Annotated in this window: 13 protein-coding genes and 1 riboswitch; of the genes, 3 read left to right on the top strand and 10 right to left on the bottom strand. The window is 46.9% G+C overall.

From position 1 onward, the window contains the following. Window positions 1–55: 55 nt before the first annotated feature. The 8 genes from AZ66_RS01175 to AZ66_RS01210 all read right to left on the bottom strand — a co-directional run bounded on the left by AZ66_RS01175 (window position 56) and on the right by AZ66_RS01210 (window position 8,458). The gene (locus AZ66_RS01175; protein WP_044353241.1) at window positions 56–1,543 is read right to left on the bottom strand and encodes a sensor histidine kinase; all 1,488 of its coding nucleotides are present in this window, start codon (window positions 1,541–1,543) and stop codon (window positions 56–58) included. Beyond that, window positions 1,540–2,223 carry a response regulator transcription factor gene (locus tag AZ66_RS01180; protein WP_044353242.1) on the bottom strand — a complete coding sequence of 228 codons (684 nt, stop codon included), beginning with the start codon at window positions 2,221–2,223 and terminating at the stop codon, window positions 1,540–1,542. Before AZ66_RS01180 ends, AZ66_RS01175 begins: the two co-directional genes overlap by 4 nt. A 148-nt stretch (window positions 2,224–2,371) precedes the next feature. Then, on the bottom strand, window positions 2,372–3,283 hold the full coding sequence (locus tag AZ66_RS01185; RefSeq protein WP_044353243.1) for an NAD-dependent epimerase/dehydratase family protein: 912 nt from the start codon (window positions 3,281–3,283) through the stop codon (window positions 2,372–2,374). A gap of 3 nt (window positions 3,284–3,286) precedes the next feature. Further along, a complete protein-coding gene (locus tag AZ66_RS01190) occupies window positions 3,287–4,516 on the bottom strand; it encodes a class I SAM-dependent methyltransferase (protein ID WP_044353244.1) in 1,230 nt (409 codons plus the stop codon). Next, window positions 4,513–5,601 carry a CDP-glucose 4,6-dehydratase gene (rfbG, locus tag AZ66_RS01195; RefSeq protein WP_044353273.1) on the bottom strand — a complete coding sequence of 363 codons (1,089 nt, stop codon included), beginning with the start codon at window positions 5,599–5,601 and terminating at the stop codon, window positions 4,513–4,515. Before rfbG ends, AZ66_RS01190 begins: the two co-directional genes overlap by 4 nt. Continuing rightward, window positions 5,598–6,371: a glucose-1-phosphate cytidylyltransferase gene (rfbF, locus tag AZ66_RS01200; RefSeq protein WP_044353246.1), complete on the bottom strand. Its 774-nt coding sequence runs from the start codon at window positions 6,369–6,371 to the stop codon at window positions 5,598–5,600. The genes rfbG and rfbF overlap by 4 nt, the downstream gene beginning before the upstream one ends. A gap of 4 nt (window positions 6,372–6,375) precedes the next feature. Continuing rightward, on the bottom strand, window positions 6,376–7,134 hold the full coding sequence (locus AZ66_RS01205; RefSeq protein ID WP_044353248.1) for a glycosyltransferase family 2 protein: 759 nt from the start codon (window positions 7,132–7,134) through the stop codon (window positions 6,376–6,378). Between the two features lie 211 nt (window positions 7,135–7,345). Beyond that, window positions 7,346–8,458 carry an SGNH/GDSL hydrolase family protein gene (locus AZ66_RS01210; RefSeq protein ID WP_044353249.1) on the bottom strand — a complete coding sequence of 371 codons (1,113 nt, stop codon included), beginning with the start codon at window positions 8,456–8,458 and terminating at the stop codon, window positions 7,346–7,348. A 166-nt stretch (window positions 8,459–8,624) separates the two neighbouring features. Here AZ66_RS01210 and AZ66_RS01215 point away from each other — a divergent pair, with 166 nt between their 5' ends. The 3 genes from AZ66_RS01215 (at window position 8,625) to AZ66_RS01225 (ending at window position 10,721) form a co-directional block, all read left to right on the top strand. Then, on the top strand, window positions 8,625–8,912 hold the full coding sequence (locus tag AZ66_RS01215; protein WP_028533490.1) for an alpha/beta-type small acid-soluble spore protein: 288 nt from the start codon (window positions 8,625–8,627) through the stop codon (window positions 8,910–8,912). Window positions 8,913–8,982: 70 nt separating this feature from the next. Continuing rightward, window positions 8,983–9,915 (top strand): NAD(P)/FAD-dependent oxidoreductase, encoded by a 933-nt coding sequence (locus AZ66_RS01220; protein ID WP_044353250.1) that lies wholly within the window; start codon window positions 8,983–8,985, stop codon window positions 9,913–9,915. Window positions 9,916–10,103: 188 nt separating this feature from the next. Then, window positions 10,104–10,721: a class D sortase gene (locus tag AZ66_RS01225; protein ID WP_231586683.1), complete on the top strand. Its 618-nt coding sequence runs from the start codon at window positions 10,104–10,106 to the stop codon at window positions 10,719–10,721. 72 nt (window positions 10,722–10,793) lie between these two features. Here the strand turns inward: AZ66_RS01225 and AZ66_RS01230 are convergent, their stop codons facing one another. Continuing rightward, complete coding sequence (locus AZ66_RS01230; protein WP_044353254.1) at window positions 10,794–11,852, bottom strand: CAP domain-containing protein; 1,059 nt, start codon at window positions 11,850–11,852, stop codon at window positions 10,794–10,796. A gap of 128 nt (window positions 11,853–11,980) precedes the next feature. After that, window positions 11,981–12,071: riboswitch (cyclic di-GMP riboswitch) on the bottom strand. A 129-nt stretch (window positions 12,072–12,200) separates the two neighbouring features. Next, window positions 12,201–17,180, bottom strand: coding sequence for a SpaA isopeptide-forming pilin-related protein (locus AZ66_RS01235; protein WP_052648332.1), 4,980 nt, complete (start codon window positions 17,178–17,180; stop codon window positions 12,201–12,203). Between the last annotated feature and the right edge of the window lie 155 nt (window positions 17,181–17,335).

Consider the following 17,335-nt stretch of genomic DNA (forward strand, 5'->3'; position numbering starts at 1 on the left):
TCATTAAGCAGGATAGTCTCGGAAAACAGCCGCTGAACCTGGTTCCAAAATTCATTTACCTAGGCAGCCATACCCGAAATGTACTGCCCTCGCCTATTCGGCTAACAACGTCTATCGTTCCACCATGCGCTTCGACGATCGATCTCGTAATAGCCAGACCTAGTCCGGAACCACCGCTTTTGCGATTCCGCGAAGATTCGCTGCGATAGAATCGATCGAACAGATATGGAAGATGCTCCGGAGCAATACCCACCCCATTGTCAGAGACGGATAGCTGAACTCCATTCTCCTTATTCATACCCTCGACGTGAATGTGCCCTAGTCCTTCATCCGTATGTTGAACCGCATTATGCACCAGATTGAGCACTACCTGCTTCATCTTATCGGGATCTTGCTTGCATAATAGCTGAGGCTCTAGCGTAATCGCCACCGTTCTCTTCCCTGCCAGCATTACTAGCTGCGGTCCCATGCTGCGAATGACTCCATCGAGAGATCCTTCAACCAGTTCAATGGAAGGCGCCCCATCTCGATCCAGCTTCGCCAGTAGAAGCAAATCATGAATCAGCTTACTTAGTCGCTCCGACTCGCTATGCATGCTTGTTAATGCCTTATGCAGCTGTTCGGGATGCTGGACCGCCCCGCGAAGCAGAACCTCTAGAAATCCATGGATCGAAGTCAACGGTGTACGAAGCTCATGGGATGCATCGGCAACGAAGCGTCGCATCTGCTCCTTCATCTCCCGTTCCGCGTCGAAGGAAGTCTCTAGCCTCTCCAGCATGCTATTGAAGGAATCGGCTAGACGATCCACCTCAGATTGTCCCTGCGCGGTGGAGAAGCGCCTATCCAGATTGCCTGCATCAATTTGTTCAGCTGTATTCACCATTGCAGACAGCGGTCGCAGCGTCCTTCGGATAACTGGAAGCAGCACAATTACCCCTAGTAACATCGCTATAGCCGCTATCATGAGAAAAGTAAGCGTCTGCCCCATGAGCAAGTCGTTAAGCGGAGCCGTTGGCGTACTAATTTGCACCGTCCCTATTTCCCTGCCAGGAGCTGATAAGACGGGATGCAATACAACCAACTGTTCATTTCCGTTCGAATCATTTGCAATGTGGTAGGATGGACTGCCCAGAGGAGTCCTTCTTACCTTCTCATACTCCTCAGCATTCAATTGTACGGTGGCAAGTTCAGCTTGCCCATTCGGCAGTGAATGATAGTCCCCTGCTTGATCAATGAAGGCCACATGGGTATCCGGCATAAGCAGCATCGGCATTGAGGGTTCGGGTACACGCTGTCCCGACTGTTCAAGCTGACGATGATACTGTCCCACCCGCTTCCAGACGAATCCAGGAATGCTCATTGCATGACTTTGAAGACTCGCTGCTTTATTCTGATACACAACCTCGCGCATAAATATATACTGCAGCATGCCGACGATCACCAGCAAGATAGCAATGACAAGCAAAGAACGATACAGCAATTGGGTACGTAGTGAATACAAGTTTACAATTCTCTCTAGACCGGAACGCCATCGATTCCTCATGGGATATCTACCCGATAACCAGCTCCACGCAACGTTCGAATTAACTGATGTTCCTTGTCGTTCAACTTTTCCCGCAAAGATCGGATATACACCTCGACAATATTGTCCTCTCCCCCAAAGTCATACCCCCATACCCGATCCAAGATGACAGACTTACTCAACACCACGCCACGATTCAGCACGAGGAACTTGAGCAGATCATACTCCGTTGGCGAGAGCGCCAGCACACTGCCGCTATACTTCATTTCCTTGCGCTTGTCATCGATCACGAATGGCCCTACCTGCACATCCCCGAACATCGTCGGGAACTGATTGCGAATCCGCGCTTGAATTCGTGCCAATAGCTCAGCGAAGCTGAATGGCTTGACCATGTAATCGTCTGCCCCCAGATTCAAACCCTTCACACGGTCATCCACCTCATCCTTCGCCGTAAGCATAATAATCGCCACATCTTCTGACTTCTTCAGCATACGGCACACTTCATACCCGTCCATCCCCGGCATCATCACATCCAATATAACGACATGAGGCTGGAACTCAGTAAATCGGGCTACGGCAGTTACGCCGTCTTGTGCAGCCTGCACATCAAACCCCTCATTTACCAAGCCCAGCTCAAGAAATTGTAAAATATTCGGTTCATCGTCTACGATGAGAATTCGAATTCCTCTGCTCCGATACATCCACGCCTCTCCCTCACTGCTACGATATATTCCCTATCTATTATCCTATTATTAGCTGAAATGCAGCTGAGCGTTCGCTTAAAATTTATTGAGGCTGCGCGAATGCAAGGAGTCCATTCACTACTACGATAAAATCGATCAAGTGAATTTAGCGAATATCCTTCTGGAAGTTCCTATACCATTCGATCGTTTCGTCTATTCCTGCCGACAAACTATACTGAGGCTGCCATCGCAATTCCTGCTTCAAACGCCCAGCATGAGCGCCAACATACAAGGGTTCATCTACGGGATCAGGGAGTGCCCCGAATCGAAGCAAACATTCACGCCCCAACTTCTTGGCAATCATCAGGGCGATCTGCTTCACCTGAACCGGCTTCCCTGAACCGATATTCAATGCGCCCTCCACCTTGCTGAAGAGAAAGGACACCAGCGCATCCGCCACATCCTTGACATACAGAAAATCGCGATACTGCTTGCCGTGTGAGCAGGCTGCCTCCCGTTCGGCCAACAGCGAGCGAATAATCGAAGATACGAGACGATTCCCTTGCTCTTGAGGGCCATATAGATGGAAAATACGTGCCCAGCCGCTGCTTATCCCCCATTGTTCCGTATAAGACTCCAGCCAAGCACGCAGCGAATTTTTGCATACCGCATATAAAGTCTTCTCCGATAATGAAGAATTGACCTCTGACAATAATCCCGGCATCCATTCATATTCGGCACAAGAGCCAGCAACGATCAATCTTTGTCCTCCACTTTGAATGAAAAGATCAATAAGCGTCTTGCTGGATTGCATCCAGTTATAGTTGCTTAGAGAAGTATAGCATTGCGGCGGAATAGCATCCCAGGCAAGGTGCATAAGGTGTGTCGGTCTTTCCTGTTCGATAAGGGCCTTCACTTCTTCCTCATCCCATAAATCTATCTGATGCCACGTACAGAAGAGATCCGCTCTATGCGCTCTCCGATATATAGCATGGACGTCGTACCCTTTCTGGAGTAGGATCTGAACGACGAAGCCGCCGATCCACCCACTGCCGCCCGTAACCAGTATTTTATCCATCCTTCACACCACTTCAATCTCTGGAACAAGGATGACAAACTTACCGCCCCATTCTCGGATATAAGCGCACTGCTCCATAATCTCTTCTTTCAAATTCCAAGGCAGTATAAGCACATAATCTGGACGTACTCGCTTCAGCTCCTCGGGACTGCGAATAGGAATTCGCGAACCAGGCAAATACAGACCCTGCTTATATGGATTCTGATCCACAGTAAATGGAAGCCATGCCGTGTGGAATCCGCAATAATTTAGCAGCGTATTGCCCTTCGCCGGTGCCCCATAACCTGCTACCAGCTTGCCTTGATTGCGAGCTTCCATCATGAATCGGACAATATCCTCCCGCATCTGTTCTACCTGCTGGGCGAATGCGGTATATGCCCGCCAGTCGTGCAGTCCGTTCTGCCGTTCCTGTTCCAGAACCTTTTGCACAGCTGCTGCAGACAATCTGTCCTTGTCCTCATGCATGACATACAAGCGCAATGACCCCCCATGTGTAGAAAGTTCTTCTACATCTGTTACTTGGAGGCCGTGCATGGAGAATAGCTGTTGAGCCGAGAACAAGGAGAAGTAAGAAAAGTGCTCATGATAAATCGTATCGAACTGCTTAAATCGAATAAGATTGAGAACATGCGGAAATTCAATCGTAATGGTACCTTCCGGATGGAGCAGCCGCTTCAGACCAGTGACAAAATCCTGCACGTCCGGAACGTGAGCCAGCACATTGTTCGCTACGATTAGATTCCCGCTAATCCCCTCGTCCTTAACGAGCTCTTCCGCCAGCCGTTGTCCGAAAAACTCTGCCTTCGTCGGAATTCCCTTATCCCTCGCAAGTTGAGCCACATTGCTTGCTGGTTCTATGCCCAGTGTCCGTATACCCTGCTGATGGAAATACTGCAGTAAATAACCGTCATTGCTCGCAATCTCGATGACCTGTGAATCACCGTTCAGTTGAAATCTGCGAATCGCCATGTCTGTATATTGTTCTGCATGCTTCAGCCAACTCGTAGAATAGGAGCTTAAATATAAGTAATGCTTGAATATACTAGCCGGGCTCGCAAACTGATCAAGCTGTACGAGACAACAAGTATCACATACATACGAATGGAGCGGATAATAGGGTTCAGCATCCCCCAGTTCCTCTGGTGTTAGGAAGGCATTTGCAAGTGGAGATTGCCCTAAATCAACAAAGGTGTGCACAAGCTGTGTACCGCATAACCGACAATGTGAGTTCATTCGCCTGCTCTTCCTCCTTCTCTGCGAACATAATCGACGATCTGCCGCTCTGATAGCAGTCTAGCATTCATTCCTGCACGATACTGCTGATGCCAGGACATCGTCCAAGCCACAGCCTCTCTGATAGACAACTTCGGAAGCCAGTTTAATAGCTGTGCAGCCTTGTTGCTATCCAGAGATAGTCGAGGAGATTCATAGCGAGAGGCTACTTGTTCTAGCACCACTTGTATGTCTACCTGCCAGATCTCTGCTGCCATTTGAATGATATCTTGAACGGTTGTGTCTGGCTGTTCCAGCGGCCCGAAGTTCCATCCATCTGCGTATTGCGGATGATCCCACAGCTTCTCCGCGAGAAGCAGGTAACCGTGCACGGGCTCCAACACATGCTGCCACGGTCGTACCGCGTTCGGGTTCCGAACAAGTAGTGGTTCAGAGGCAGAACAAGCTCTTATTACATCCGGCAGAAGACGAGATTCTGTCCAATCCCCGCCGCCAATGACGTTACCTGCCCGAACGGAAGCCATTCTAGGCCCTTGTCCATCCTCGTTGCGAAAATAGGAATCCCGATAGCTTGCTGCAATGATCTCGGCACAAGCCTTGCTTGCACTATAAGGATCATGACCGCCTAGCGGATCTTCTTCGCGAAATGGAAGCACCGATTCCCCTGTATTGCGATAGCACTTGTCGCTCGTTACATTGATTACAGTACGAACGCTAGCTGTATGACGAACCGCCTCCAGCAGATACACCGTTCCCATGGCATTCGTGTGAAAGGTGCTTACCGGATGTTCATAGGACGTTTGTACGAGCGGCTGTGCAGCCAAATGGAACACAATCTCCGGCTCGTACTCCGACATCACCTTCAGCAGAGCCGAATAATCATTCACATCTCCGATAATGGACTCCCTACACACTGCTTGAATATCCGCAGCATCGTACAGATTCGGCTTCGTACTCGGTGATAAGGCATATCCGACAACCTCCGCACCCAACATGGACAGCCACATCGTCAACCAGGATCCCTTGAAGCCCGTATGTCCCGTAACAAGAACCTTCTTTCCCTGCCAAAAAGCTTCATTAATCATGCCTGCCACACCTTCCATGGCGCTTGTCCCCGGTCCCACAAGTCAACCAATTTCTTCTTATCCCGCATTGTGTCCATCGGGTGCCAGAAGCCATGATGCTCATAAGCCATAAGCTGCCGCTGGCGTGCTAGTTTGGTTAAGACATCCGTCTCCCATACGGCAGCATCGTCAAGAATATATGGAAACACGTCAGGCTCCAATACAAAGAAGCCTCCATTTATCCAGCCGCCATCCCCTGCAGGCTTCTCTGTAAAATCGATGACCTGCTGCTGCGCCAAGGCAAGCGAACCGAATCTTCCTGGGGGTTGAACTGCCGTTACTGTCGCATATTTGCCATGGGATTGATGATACGCAATCAATTCAGCAATATTTACATTACTAACTCCATCTCCATAGGTGAGGCAAAAGGTAGAGTCGCCAACATACGCTTGAACTCGCTTAATCCGTCCTCCCGTTTCTGTCCCCTCACCAGTATCGATTAGTGTAACCTTCCACGGAACAGCATTGTCCCCATGATAGTCAACAGTGTTACTACCCATATCTAACGTAAAATCCGTATGTCGCATATAGTAATGGATGAAATATTCTTTTATCGCGTGCCCCTTGTACCCCAGACAAATGATAAACTCACGAATTCCATAATGGCTGTACAGCTTCATAATGTGCCACAGTATCGGCTGGGGACCAATCTCGATCATCGGCTTTGGCTTGACCTGAGTCTCCTCACCGATTCTCGTTCCGTATCCGCCTGCAAGTATGACCGCCTTCAACAGCTCACCTCCATAGACGCTGATAACCAGGATGATGACTTAAATCGGTCGCTTGGTTCACATAACTGTTATATCTTCGCTCTAATTCTTCGCGGGTAACGAGATGCTGTAGCCCCATGCTTCGATAAATACTGCCTTCCGAAAGGGTTGGTCCAATCTGTAACTTTCGAAGCCGTGTTTCCTCTGTCCATGGGCTATAGAAGAACTTGATAACAATGGCTGGATACGGATTATCATTGAAGGGGTAATCGATAAACGGATGGGAAGAGAAGTGTCTTCCTGGAGCATAATTACCCCGAGGGTACTTATGAATGAATCGGCCGGTATCAGGCAAAATAAAACCATGATGGCGCTGCTCTACTAAAGGCTTGGCTGGATCCGGTTCATCATAGCCGTAGTTAGGGTCATCAATTAGCATAATCGTACGAATAGTGTACATACTGCTGCCCATCTCATCCAGCGAAGAAAAGAACTTATTTTTATCAGGGAAGCAAAGAAATTCCGTTGTATTCAACGCCATTTTCCAGCCCATGCACTCTTCCTCGATTTCCATGACCTCTATATCAACCTGTTCTGCGTCAAATGTAGGGACTTTGGAATCTCGAACCTCCCAATGGGGAACCAATTGTCTGCAAATTTCAACAGAGCGATCCGTCGAGCCTCGGTTGATGAGAATTCCATGATCAAAAAGTGAAGCATGATGCTTCAACCACCACGGCAGTAAATATTCCTCATTGTAGAAGTGAGAGATTACGGTTCTCATGTCTTCCATACCTCCTTTTCCTATTACTATATGAATCTCAAATAATAGAAGCCTCTCATAATCGTTCCTACATACATACCTTTTTTCATCGCAATTGTCTGGTTCTGCTTCTTCCAACAACGCTAATACGACAAAAAGAGGCGGCCCTTGGTTGGACCACCTCTGAATCATTCCGTATGCAACTAGTTCCCTGCTTATTGTTAAAGCTATGTTAAGATTTTCTTGCCAGTATTTCTCGCAGCACAGGCTCCAGTCCATCTGCCATCTGCACAAACCCTAGATCGGTAGGATGAGTGCCGTCCACGAAGCATTCAAGAGCATGCTGTGGAAGAAGCTGTTCACCATCACAGAAGTAGATATGACGATCCCCTGCTTGCCGCAAGGATTCCACTAACGTCATCTGCATGTGCTTGCGTACTTGATGCAGTCTGGAGTCCTCCTCATCGAAGCGTGTGAAGGAGAATGCGAGTCTCGATAATATAAGAATCGGAACTTCTGGATGCGCTTCACGATAAATCCGTACGAATCGCGGCAGTGTCTCCGCATACCGTTCTGGAGAGACGCTGTTCGCTTCGTAGTCCAGAATAAGACAAGCCGGATCGGATATAGATGCAATAATATGAGCCAGCTCGGCCTCTCCTTTTCCATGACCAGAAAAGCCTAAGTTAATAAATTCACGATTGATTCTTCGACTAAGAATGTTCGTGTAACACATTCCAGGACGCATGGCGCATGCCCCTTGGGTGATGGAGGTTCCGTAAACAATAACCTTGCCTGGATCCTCATAAGCAGGCGGGGACTCCACGATGGCCTCCCTTTTCAACCCGACCATAATCTCCTCTACCCCTTGATACAGCGGGAAGTTCAGAACTACAAGCCTCTTCTCTGCCTTATCTCGGAAAAATAGGACAGACTCATATTCAGAATCTCTAGGATTCCATCCTGCCGTCGTGCTTCGGTAGTGGAGATGTCCATCCGCTTCCACATAACAATCGAAGCCGCACTGCCCCGTCGCCGACATATGATACATATCGTGAGGGCCAGATAACTTTACCCGTAGGAACAACTTCGAAGAATCCGTCACGAAGCGGATCTGACCACCTGCTGTATGATTCGCCAGCCAGTCGACCCCCTCTGGAATCTTGTGTTCTGGAGAGATGGGGAGCCGTCGATATTTCCCCTCCGTAGACAGCCAGTGTAATCCAGCAATTGCGAACGGCGCTTCAAGCGGCGAATACCAGAACACATCGGATGTATCCGTCCTCTGCTGCTCCACCGTTAACTCTGCTTCCTCCACTTGTACATCTTGATATTCCGAATCCATTTGCAAGCTCCTCTCGAATGTGGTGCGCTTACCCAAACAGATTGCTTATTCACTGGATTAATTCTCCATAGTATATTCCTACTCCTCTTCACTTCTTACATAATTTCGATTGGGAGGGGGAATGTATGAAGAGTAACTATTTTGAAGACACAGGAGGAACACGGTTATGTCCCGAAGAAGTCGTCGAAAGCTGCTTGTTACAGGTGCCGAGAACAGCGTCAATGCTTTTAAAGCCGAGGTCATGCGCCGCGAAGGATTTGCAGTAGATCCGAACCGGCCGAATGATGTCAAATATGAGGTAGCTAAGGAACTGGGTGTGCCGTTGCAAGAAGGGTACAATGGACAGTTGTCAACGGAAGATGCAGGCCGCGTTGGCGGACGAATCGGCGGCTCGATGGTGCGGGAGATGATTCGCCTTGCTCAGGAGAATTTAACGAAGCAGCAGGGGAAGTAAGATCTCTTGTTTGGCATGCCAGGCATTATTTCAAGAAATAATCATTCAGCAAGGGTAGGAGTGTCTGCTTATGTGCTATGAGAGCATTATTATTGGTGGCGGCATTGCCGGACTGCAAGCTGCCATTCAGCTGGGGAGGTATCGACACCGCGTGCTGGTGATTGATAGTGGTTATGGCAGATCGACGATATGCCGTTCCTACCATAATGTGCTCGGATGGCCTGAGGGAGTGTCCGGTACTGAGCTTCGTCTTTTGGGTAAACAGCAGGCCACGTCGTTAGGCATACATCTGCTTGATGATACCGTGACGAGTCTCGCACCTAATGGCGAGCGTGGCTTCACCGTGACGACAACAGAGAATGGCCTCTTCACAGCAAGTACACTCCTGCTCGCCACTGGAATCGTGGATCGGCTTCCATCCTTGCCCAATCTCATGCCTTGCCTAGGCCTTACGGTGTATGTGTGCCCTGATTGCGATGGTTATGAAGTGAGCGGTCGGCGAACCATTGTGCTTGGTTCTGGCACTACAGGAGCTGATATGGCACTAACGCTATTGTATTGGACCCGTGACGTCGTCTATGTGAATCACGAGCAGAAGCCCTTGTCTGCTGATCAAATGCACCAATTGGACGCTCAGCGAATTGAAGTAATTAAAGCACAGATTGAAGAAGTAGTATGTGAGGCAGAAGGTGTCTTCCGTGGCGTGAGACTTTCCGATGGAAGGATCATTGATGGAGAGCGTGGATTTGTTGCCTTCGGAGGCAATGAGGTGAAGTCCTCCCTCGCAGAGCAGCTTGGGATAGAACGTCATGAAAATAAACACATTATGGTGGATCCACGTACGAAAATGACCAATGTCCCCAACGTATGGGCAGCAGGAGATGTATGTGTGCATTCGGAACAGGTTACGATTGCGATGGCGGAAGGTTCACAAGCTGCCATTTGGATGCATAAAGCAATCCGTCAACAGGCTTCCTCTAAAGAAGGATCCTCATCACCTTAGATTTTGCCAATGCCACCTTCCAGCATCCGATTGCTGCATTTGAGTTTCACTGCTGCTATCCGATTCCCTACGAAATCGCACCTACCATCATGGTGAGTTATGGAAAACATATTGCTACATACGGTACAATAGAGGCACAGACATAGTGCGTTAAGGGGGTGCCTCTTATTACGAAGAAGAATCAAATCATGTCCAGACTGCTTGGTTTCACGGCTCTATTGTTTCTCCTTGCTGGGTTAGCTCTTATCCTATATCCGAAGTGGAATCAATACAACGAACAACAAAGAGAGCTTCGTCTCCTTACTGAGTGGGACAACTTGCCGCAAGACAGCATTCAAGTAATCTCCAAGACACAAACCGATTCAACCACACCAAAAAAACGGGAGCCTAAATCCATTGACGGTCTCCTAGTATATGGGGCAATATCGATCGACAAAATCGATCTGCGAGAACCTATGGTAGAAGGAGCCACACCTGCTTCTCTCAAGGTTGGAAGTGGAATCGTTGTCCCCGGCCGAATGCCAGGCGAGATTGGCAACTTTGTATTGGCGAGCCATCGCAGTCTGACATTCGGCAGACACTTCAACAGGCTCGATGAGTTGAAAAAAGGCGATAAAGTTCAATTAGAAACATCAGATCAGACCTACACGTATACCGTGCAATCGAAATCCGTCGTGACCCCAGAAGACCTGTCCGTTCTCGATCAGAATCCAACAGACCGGGAGCTGACACTCATCACCTGTGATCCAATCGACACAGCCACACACCGACTTATTGTGAAGGCTGTCATGGAGAAGACTCCTTAAGCCGCATCAATCAAAGACGCCTCCAACACCACTGTTTCTGTGGGATTGAAGGCGTCTTTTTACCACGGCCTGCTAGCTTCGTGGTGTATAGAAGTTTTCCGTGTAGTAGACTTTCGATTTACCTCCGAAAAATACGCCTACACCCATCCGCGAATAATCCCCTAATATGTTAGCACGGTGCCCTTCCGAGTTCATCCAGTTCTCATGAACGAAGATAGCACTCGTCTGGCCAGCGGCAATATTCTCTCCTGCGGACTTATATATGATTCCGTCTGCCTTTATTCGATCGAACGGCGACTTGCCATCCGGGTTATTATGATCGAAGAAGCTTCTTACTCCCATATCACCGCTATGCTCGCGTGCTGTTCCCGCGATCTTATCGTTCCATTGCAGCGGCTTCTTGCCATTGCGTACGCGAACCGCGTTCGTTAAATCGAATATTTGATGTTCGAAGCTTGTCCGCAATTGCTCGCTAGGCGTTCCGAAGTAGCCCTTGAACGACAATTCCACAGCTTCAGCAATGAATTGGACAGCTGTTACTGTACCGCGCTGATTCAAATCATAGAACACCGTCGCATAAGCGTCGCCCATCTTGTGCATACTGTATGTTCCGCCGTTATCCTTGTAATTGTAGATGGTATTCCCTTTCTTAATTCGGCTGATAGAAGACCCGTAGGCTACTGCGACTTCCTGCTTCGTCGAACCAAATCCAATGCTGCCATAATCAGCCTTAGCATTCGAGTATAGGGCTACAACTTTCTTGTTGAGCACACCGACCTGCACATATTGCTTATAGTCCTTGTTATAAATGTACCACTCGAACCCGTACTCGCTTAAGTCTTTGCGTGTTGGTTGTCCCAGTCGCTCGAAGAGCTGCTTCTCACTCATACCGAGCGAAATGCCCAGAACCTTGACTCCTGCCGCCTGTGGCGCATTCAATTCTGATGCAGCAGCCCCACTTCCGCTTGTTGCATCCGCTGCATAGAGAGTTGGCTGTGGCATGAACATGCCGAACAGCAATGCAGCACTAAGCCCTATTGCAATTCGTCGCTTGGTGCCTACTAATGATTGTTTTTCTTCTACTTGCCAGTTTGCGTTGTTGTCAGTTGTTGCCATACAACGTGTCCCCATTCTTACCATCTCCCATTCTTTGACGTTATCCGCTCGAATGAGATGAACACCAGGGGCGCTTCTTGTATATACAAAAAAGCGCCACCCTAATGGCGGCGCACTTAAATAGACGCTCGTATTGTCGCAATTAGGGCAACCCGGCTGTCATCGCATTGTGTAAATGCATTAGACCCGTGGCTTTGCGTCCCCTGCTTTCGCGAGGGTTTGCCATTATCCAAATGTAACCGTTATATGTCTATGGTAACATGCAACAGAACTGCTTGTACACACCTGAACGATTGTAATCTTCTGTATGTGGACAGAATAGTAGGATGCCCGCCAAGGAACTCTCCTTGGCGGTTCATCACATCAACGTCTTACAAATAATCGCTTCCGAGCAATCCACATGAGTGCTGCGGCAGTAATTAGAATCATACCGACGATTGGCGATACAGGCGCTTCTTCACCAGTTTGCGGCAGCTTGCCGCCCGGTTTAGGATTCGGCTTCTTCGAATCCGTCTTGGCTCCTAGATCTGCATCATCCGGACTTCCTTCATCATCCTTGTCACCGTCTGGATTGCCCTTGTTTCCGCCCGGCTCCGTCGTATCTTCTGTATCTGGATCAGTTGTCTCACCAGGTACAGTTGGTCGATCAGGGTCAGTCGTCGTTCCAGGATTTGTTGGCGTCTTTGGATCTGTAGGATCGACGATCTGCCCAGGGATCGTTGGAATGTTCGGATCTGTCTTGGGAGGTGTCTTGTCGCCTGGCTTGCTTGGCTCCCACGGTTTGTAAGGATCCGTCTTGCCCCCTCCATCGGTATAACGGACATTCTCAACCGTAACGACAGTCAACTGTCCTCCCGTAATTTCGAACCCAATCCATGTAGTATTGCGAATATAGCCGCTCGGCGCCTCAGTTTCTTCGAAGAAGTATTTACCCGGCTTCAAGGCTGGAAGGAATGCTTCTCCGTTCGTATCCGTCGTCAGGATTGGAAGCTCTGCTCCTGCCTCATTTTTAACCAGTTGCTTCTCCTCATCCAGAAGGCGGAACTTAGCACCAGACAGCTTTTTCTCTTTATTCTCATATGCAATCTTAATCACCTTCACTGAACCCGTCGGCGGTAAATCAAGTGTATTACGTATCATGACTACTGCTTCCTTGCCAGCGTTCACATCAAACTCGATTATTTCCAAGTTCAACACATATCCGACTGGCGCCTTTGTTTCTTCTGCATAATACTTGCCCGGATTCAGGTTCGGAATCGTGACTTCGCCATGCTCATTCGTGATTAGCAGCGGCAATTCCAAGCCTGCTTGATCCTTGACTGGCTGCTTATTCGCATCCAGCAAACGGAACTCCGCACCTGGCAATTTCCTTTCTTCATTGGCCGCATCAACTTTAACCAACTTAGCAGTTCCGGTCTTAGGCACTTCAGGCTCACGTGTATTCGGTACCTTCACTTCAGCTACTGCCTTCTTGCTTACTGTGAATTCAAATAAATCACCGTTCAACACATACCCTACCGGTGCCTTCGTTTCTTGCGCGAAGTATTGGCCTGGATTCAGATTGGTAATGATTAATTGGCCATGTTCATCCGTTACCAACTGTGTCAATTCTTTGCCTGTTTGATCCTTGGCTGGCTGCTTATGTGCATCAAGGATACGGAATTCTGCACCAGGGAGTGTAGTATTCGTGCCTGCCGCCACTTTAATGATTTTCACCGATCCTGGAACCAGTTTGTTCAAGACGGTAACCGGTGTGTCCGTTCCGTTCTTGACTTCAACTGTAATCGGCTGAGTATTGAGCACATACCCTTCTGGCGCTGTCTTTTCTACTACATAGTAGGTGCCGCTCTTTAAATTGTCGAAGTTCAGGATACCATCTGCAACAGTTTGCTTCGCGGCAATGATATTTCCTTTCGCATCTTTAAGGACAAATTCCGCACCAGAGAGCAACGCACCGCTAGCTGCATCTTTCTTCGTTACAGTAATGGAGCCAGGAAGTGGTGTGTTCTCAACCGTACGCGTTGCTAGTGTTGTCTGATCCTTTTTAATATCAAATTGAATCGGCTTTGGATTTGAATCCAACTTATATCCCTCAGGAGCCTTTACCTCAATAAGTTGGTATTTGCCTCCGGGTTGGAGATCTTTCAGCCTAAGCTTCCCGTTTTTATCCGTCTGCTCATCCGTTCTACCAGGAACATCCTGATACACGTCATGTTCATCCTTTAATTGAAGCTTGAAGATGGCGCCCTGCAGCCCCTTGGATGGATAATCCGCATCGACCTTGGTCAACTCGAATTCCCATACGCCTTTCGTGTTTTTGATGACTTCTATTTGCTCGTCTTTTTTGAACGAAACAGAGCTCCAACCATCACCTTGAATAAAATATCCTTTTGGCGCTTCTACTTCTTTGAGCTTATATTTTCTAAATCTCTTATCTGTAAAAGTTGCCTCACCATTCTTATCAGTAACCAATTTTTCTAGTAAGACAGTTCCCGATTGATCATAGAGTTCAAATTCAACTCCTGGTAGCGTGATTTTTTCATTGTTTGCATCTACTTTTTTAATAATTAATTTACCGCGTCCTGAAGGGTTTGCTCCCCCTCCAGCTCCAGAGAGACTCACCTGAATTTGTGCCTCTTTGTTACCTTGACCAACTGTCTGCCCCTTAAAAGACACATCATTGGTAATGACATCACCGTCATTAGCATCAATATAGGATTGATACTCCATTCGGTACGATGTTTCCAGACTGTCAAGGTACGTAAGTGTGAAGGTTTGCCCGTTAAATTCAAGCTTCGCTACACTGTCCAGAGGCTCAACCAGTGTCCCGCCAGTCTGTGCTCCTGCCTCTCCCGCTCCTAGCTTATAGAGCTTAATCGATTTTTGATCCAATGTGTGACCCTTTGATAAGGTATCTGTTAGAACCGCACCTTTGTCAATAAAGGACTGGCTTCGGTTAATGGAAACTTTCCATAATGCAAGATCAGATTTTTCACCTTTCCCTTGCTCGCCTTTCTTGGATACATACTCTCCGCCAAATGCCGGTGGAACTTCTGCCGACTTCTCGAATACTTTCTTCCCGGCATCGCCCATATCATACATTTTTGCATTATTCTTATAAGTTTTATATACCTGTTTACCTTTCAAACTAGTATCATACGTAATACGATATGCCGTATTGATCGGCTTCTTCGTGAAGGTAATGACGATACCGTCTAGACCGTTTTCACTCACATTTTGGAACGTATAATCGGAGATCTCCGTTCCTTGCTTAACGTCATTTTCTCCGCCATTAAGATTTAATTCATACACCTTCAAGGAACCCGTTACAAAATCTTGCCCCTCTGTGTAGAAGTCCTTAACGACTGCCTCCTTAATCTCATTTAAATTGTAATTGAAGTCAATTTGCCATGTGATCACTTTTGTTATCGCATTGTAGCTGCCTGTTTTGTCTCCATTTGTAACCGTATATTTATCCGGTTTCGCTTTTCCAGTTACTTTGATATAAGGAACCTGAGGATCTTTTTCATTCCAATCCACAAGTTTTGCCGTGTTGATTTCTTCCTTTGTGAATTTATTAGGATCAAACTTTGTTACATATGAGATCTTATGCTTTGTTTTGATATTCTCGATGAGAATTTCAAAGCCTGCAGCTGTCTTTGTTACGGTGTAATCTTTCCCTGCTACCAGCTTCTTCTGTGTACCAGCCTCTTCAATTACAACGCTGCTTGGTACAAAATCAAATACATCCGTACTGAACGTGTCTTCAATTTTAACTTTATTCATTTCTTTACTATCCGAGTTAATTGTTAATGTCCAAGTAACCTCTTTATTCTTAAAATCAACAACACCGTCAGATTTGCTGAAAATGACCTGAACAATCGGTTGTTTTCCAACTTCTGTTGTACCATCATGTATTTCCACACTATTTGTAACCTCTGTGCTGTCGTACACGCGGTTAACAGATTTCGTTTTGTATTCAATTTTATAGGCACTGCTAATCGATTTGTTGAATTTCAACTCAAAACCGTCCGTTGTTGGTACGACGATGTAATCTTTCCCTTGTTCAAGTGCAGGGATCGATTTCTCCACAGCTGCGCCTGAATCCTTGATTGTCATCTCTTTAACGACAAACGATGTTTCATCCAGCTTTTGAGAATTACTCTGATCAAAGATATCCTTGATCCACGCATCCTTTTGATCAATGGTTCGCTCATTATAGTTGTACTCAATTGTCCATGTAATCGTCTGTGTACTAGAATCGTAATGAACGGATTTCTTGTTCAACGGTTTGCTGAATGTAATTTCCACTTCTTTTGTAACTTCATAAGGCTTGGGAAGCGTATCTCCTGTCAGCTTCGCTGAATTTTTAAATGATTTCGTTCGATAGTCAGGTCCATCTTTATAGCCAGACAAGTCAGTAATTATCGTTGCATACTCAACTCGATAAGCCTGATCGATATCGCCAAATGCAATACTAAATTTGGAATCTTCAGGATTTATCGTAAACTTGCTAGTAACATCGGCTCCCTTTATCGCTTCACCACCATCACGACGAACGTTGATTTCGTATATTTTGATGGAGGATTTGTCTAATACTAAGCCATTTGGAAACTCATCTTCCAATACTGCATTTATCATTTTTTCACTGTTTCGATTCATTTCGATATTCCAATTGATATTTTTCGGATTTCTCGTCTTATCTGGTGAGCCAGATTTGGTCATATTGCTTTCATTTTTACTTTTGAAGTTAATGATGAAGGAAAATCCGATATCATCAAACTTGATTTCTTGCTTCGTTCCTCCATCGAATTTGCTTTCGTCGAATTCTCGCCAAACTTCGAAGAAACCGTTCAAACCTTGACCATTATCGATTTCATCATTAAAGGTGAATGTCACTTCACCATTTTTCGTTACAACGTAAGTACCTACAGTTCCGCTTCCTCCTTCAAGTTCACCAACTAACTCCCGATCCACTCCAAATTGATCAGGTAATTTGAACTTGAATGTCGAACCATTTCCATACTTATGTCCATCATCGAGCTTCCAATCAAAAATGATTTGTACCTTATCGCCGATATCAGGGCGGACTTTGGTAATATTGTTACCTGCCTTATCCTTTATGGTTACTTTCGTAATAATATTTTCCTTGATCTCCCCATAAGTTGCCTTCGTCACACTAGGGGCAATGCCGTAAGTTGCATCTGTCACACTCTGCGCCAGACTATTAGAGCTATCATATAGCAATCCATCAAATGCACTCACCATAGTAGGTGGGAACACAAGATTTAATAGCAACGCAATTACTAAAAATACATATAAGGTCTTTCTACGTTCTTTCATGTCTCGTAACATTCACCTCTTCAGCTTTAGTTCGAGCTTCAACTTCATTTCCCGTAATCGGTTAATAAAGTGCAGCTCCTCCCTTCCTTACCAGCGTTTATGTATAGGCTGCTTCTGTTTCAACGATTAGGCGAGAGTCTACTTACACAATAATC

Source organism: Paenibacillus sp. E194 (genome assembly GCF_000935845.1).
Taxonomy (GTDB): domain Bacteria; phylum Bacillota; class Bacilli; order Paenibacillales; family Paenibacillaceae; genus Paenibacillus_B; species Paenibacillus_B alvei_B.

Coding starts and splice junctions, on each gene's coding strand:
- AZ66_RS01210 (WP_044353249.1), bottom strand. CDS start 8,458: ATGGATTCGGAATATCAAGATGTACAAGTGGAGGAAGCAGAGTTAACG.
- AZ66_RS01225 (WP_231586683.1), top strand. CDS start 10,104: ATGTCCAGACTGCTTGGTTTCACGGCTCTATTGTTTCTCCTTGCTGGG.
- AZ66_RS01230 (WP_044353254.1), bottom strand. CDS start 11,852: ATGGGGACACGTTGTATGGCAACAACTGACAACAACGCAAACTGGCAA.
- rfbG (WP_044353273.1), bottom strand. CDS start 5,601: ATGATTAATGAAGCTTTTTGGCAGGGAAAGAAGGTTCTTGTTACGGGA.
- AZ66_RS01235 (WP_052648332.1), bottom strand. CDS start 17,180: ATGAAAGAACGTAGAAAGACCTTATATGTATTTTTAGTAATTGCGTTG.
- AZ66_RS01215 (WP_028533490.1), top strand. CDS start 8,625: ATGTCCCGAAGAAGTCGTCGAAAGCTGCTTGTTACAGGTGCCGAGAAC.
- AZ66_RS01190 (WP_044353244.1), bottom strand. CDS start 4,516: ATGAACTCACATTGTCGGTTATGCGGTACACAGCTTGTGCACACCTTT.
- AZ66_RS01205 (WP_044353248.1), bottom strand. CDS start 7,134: ATGAGAACCGTAATCTCTCACTTCTACAATGAGGAATATTTACTGCCG.
- AZ66_RS01185 (WP_044353243.1), bottom strand. CDS start 3,283: ATGGATAAAATACTGGTTACGGGCGGCAGTGGGTGGATCGGCGGCTTC.
- AZ66_RS01220 (WP_044353250.1), top strand. CDS start 8,983: ATGTGCTATGAGAGCATTATTATTGGTGGCGGCATTGCCGGACTGCAA.
- AZ66_RS01175 (WP_044353241.1), bottom strand. CDS start 1,543: ATGAGGAATCGATGGCGTTCCGGTCTAGAGAGAATTGTAAACTTGTAT.
- AZ66_RS01180 (WP_044353242.1), bottom strand. CDS start 2,223: ATGTATCGGAGCAGAGGAATTCGAATTCTCATCGTAGACGATGAACCG.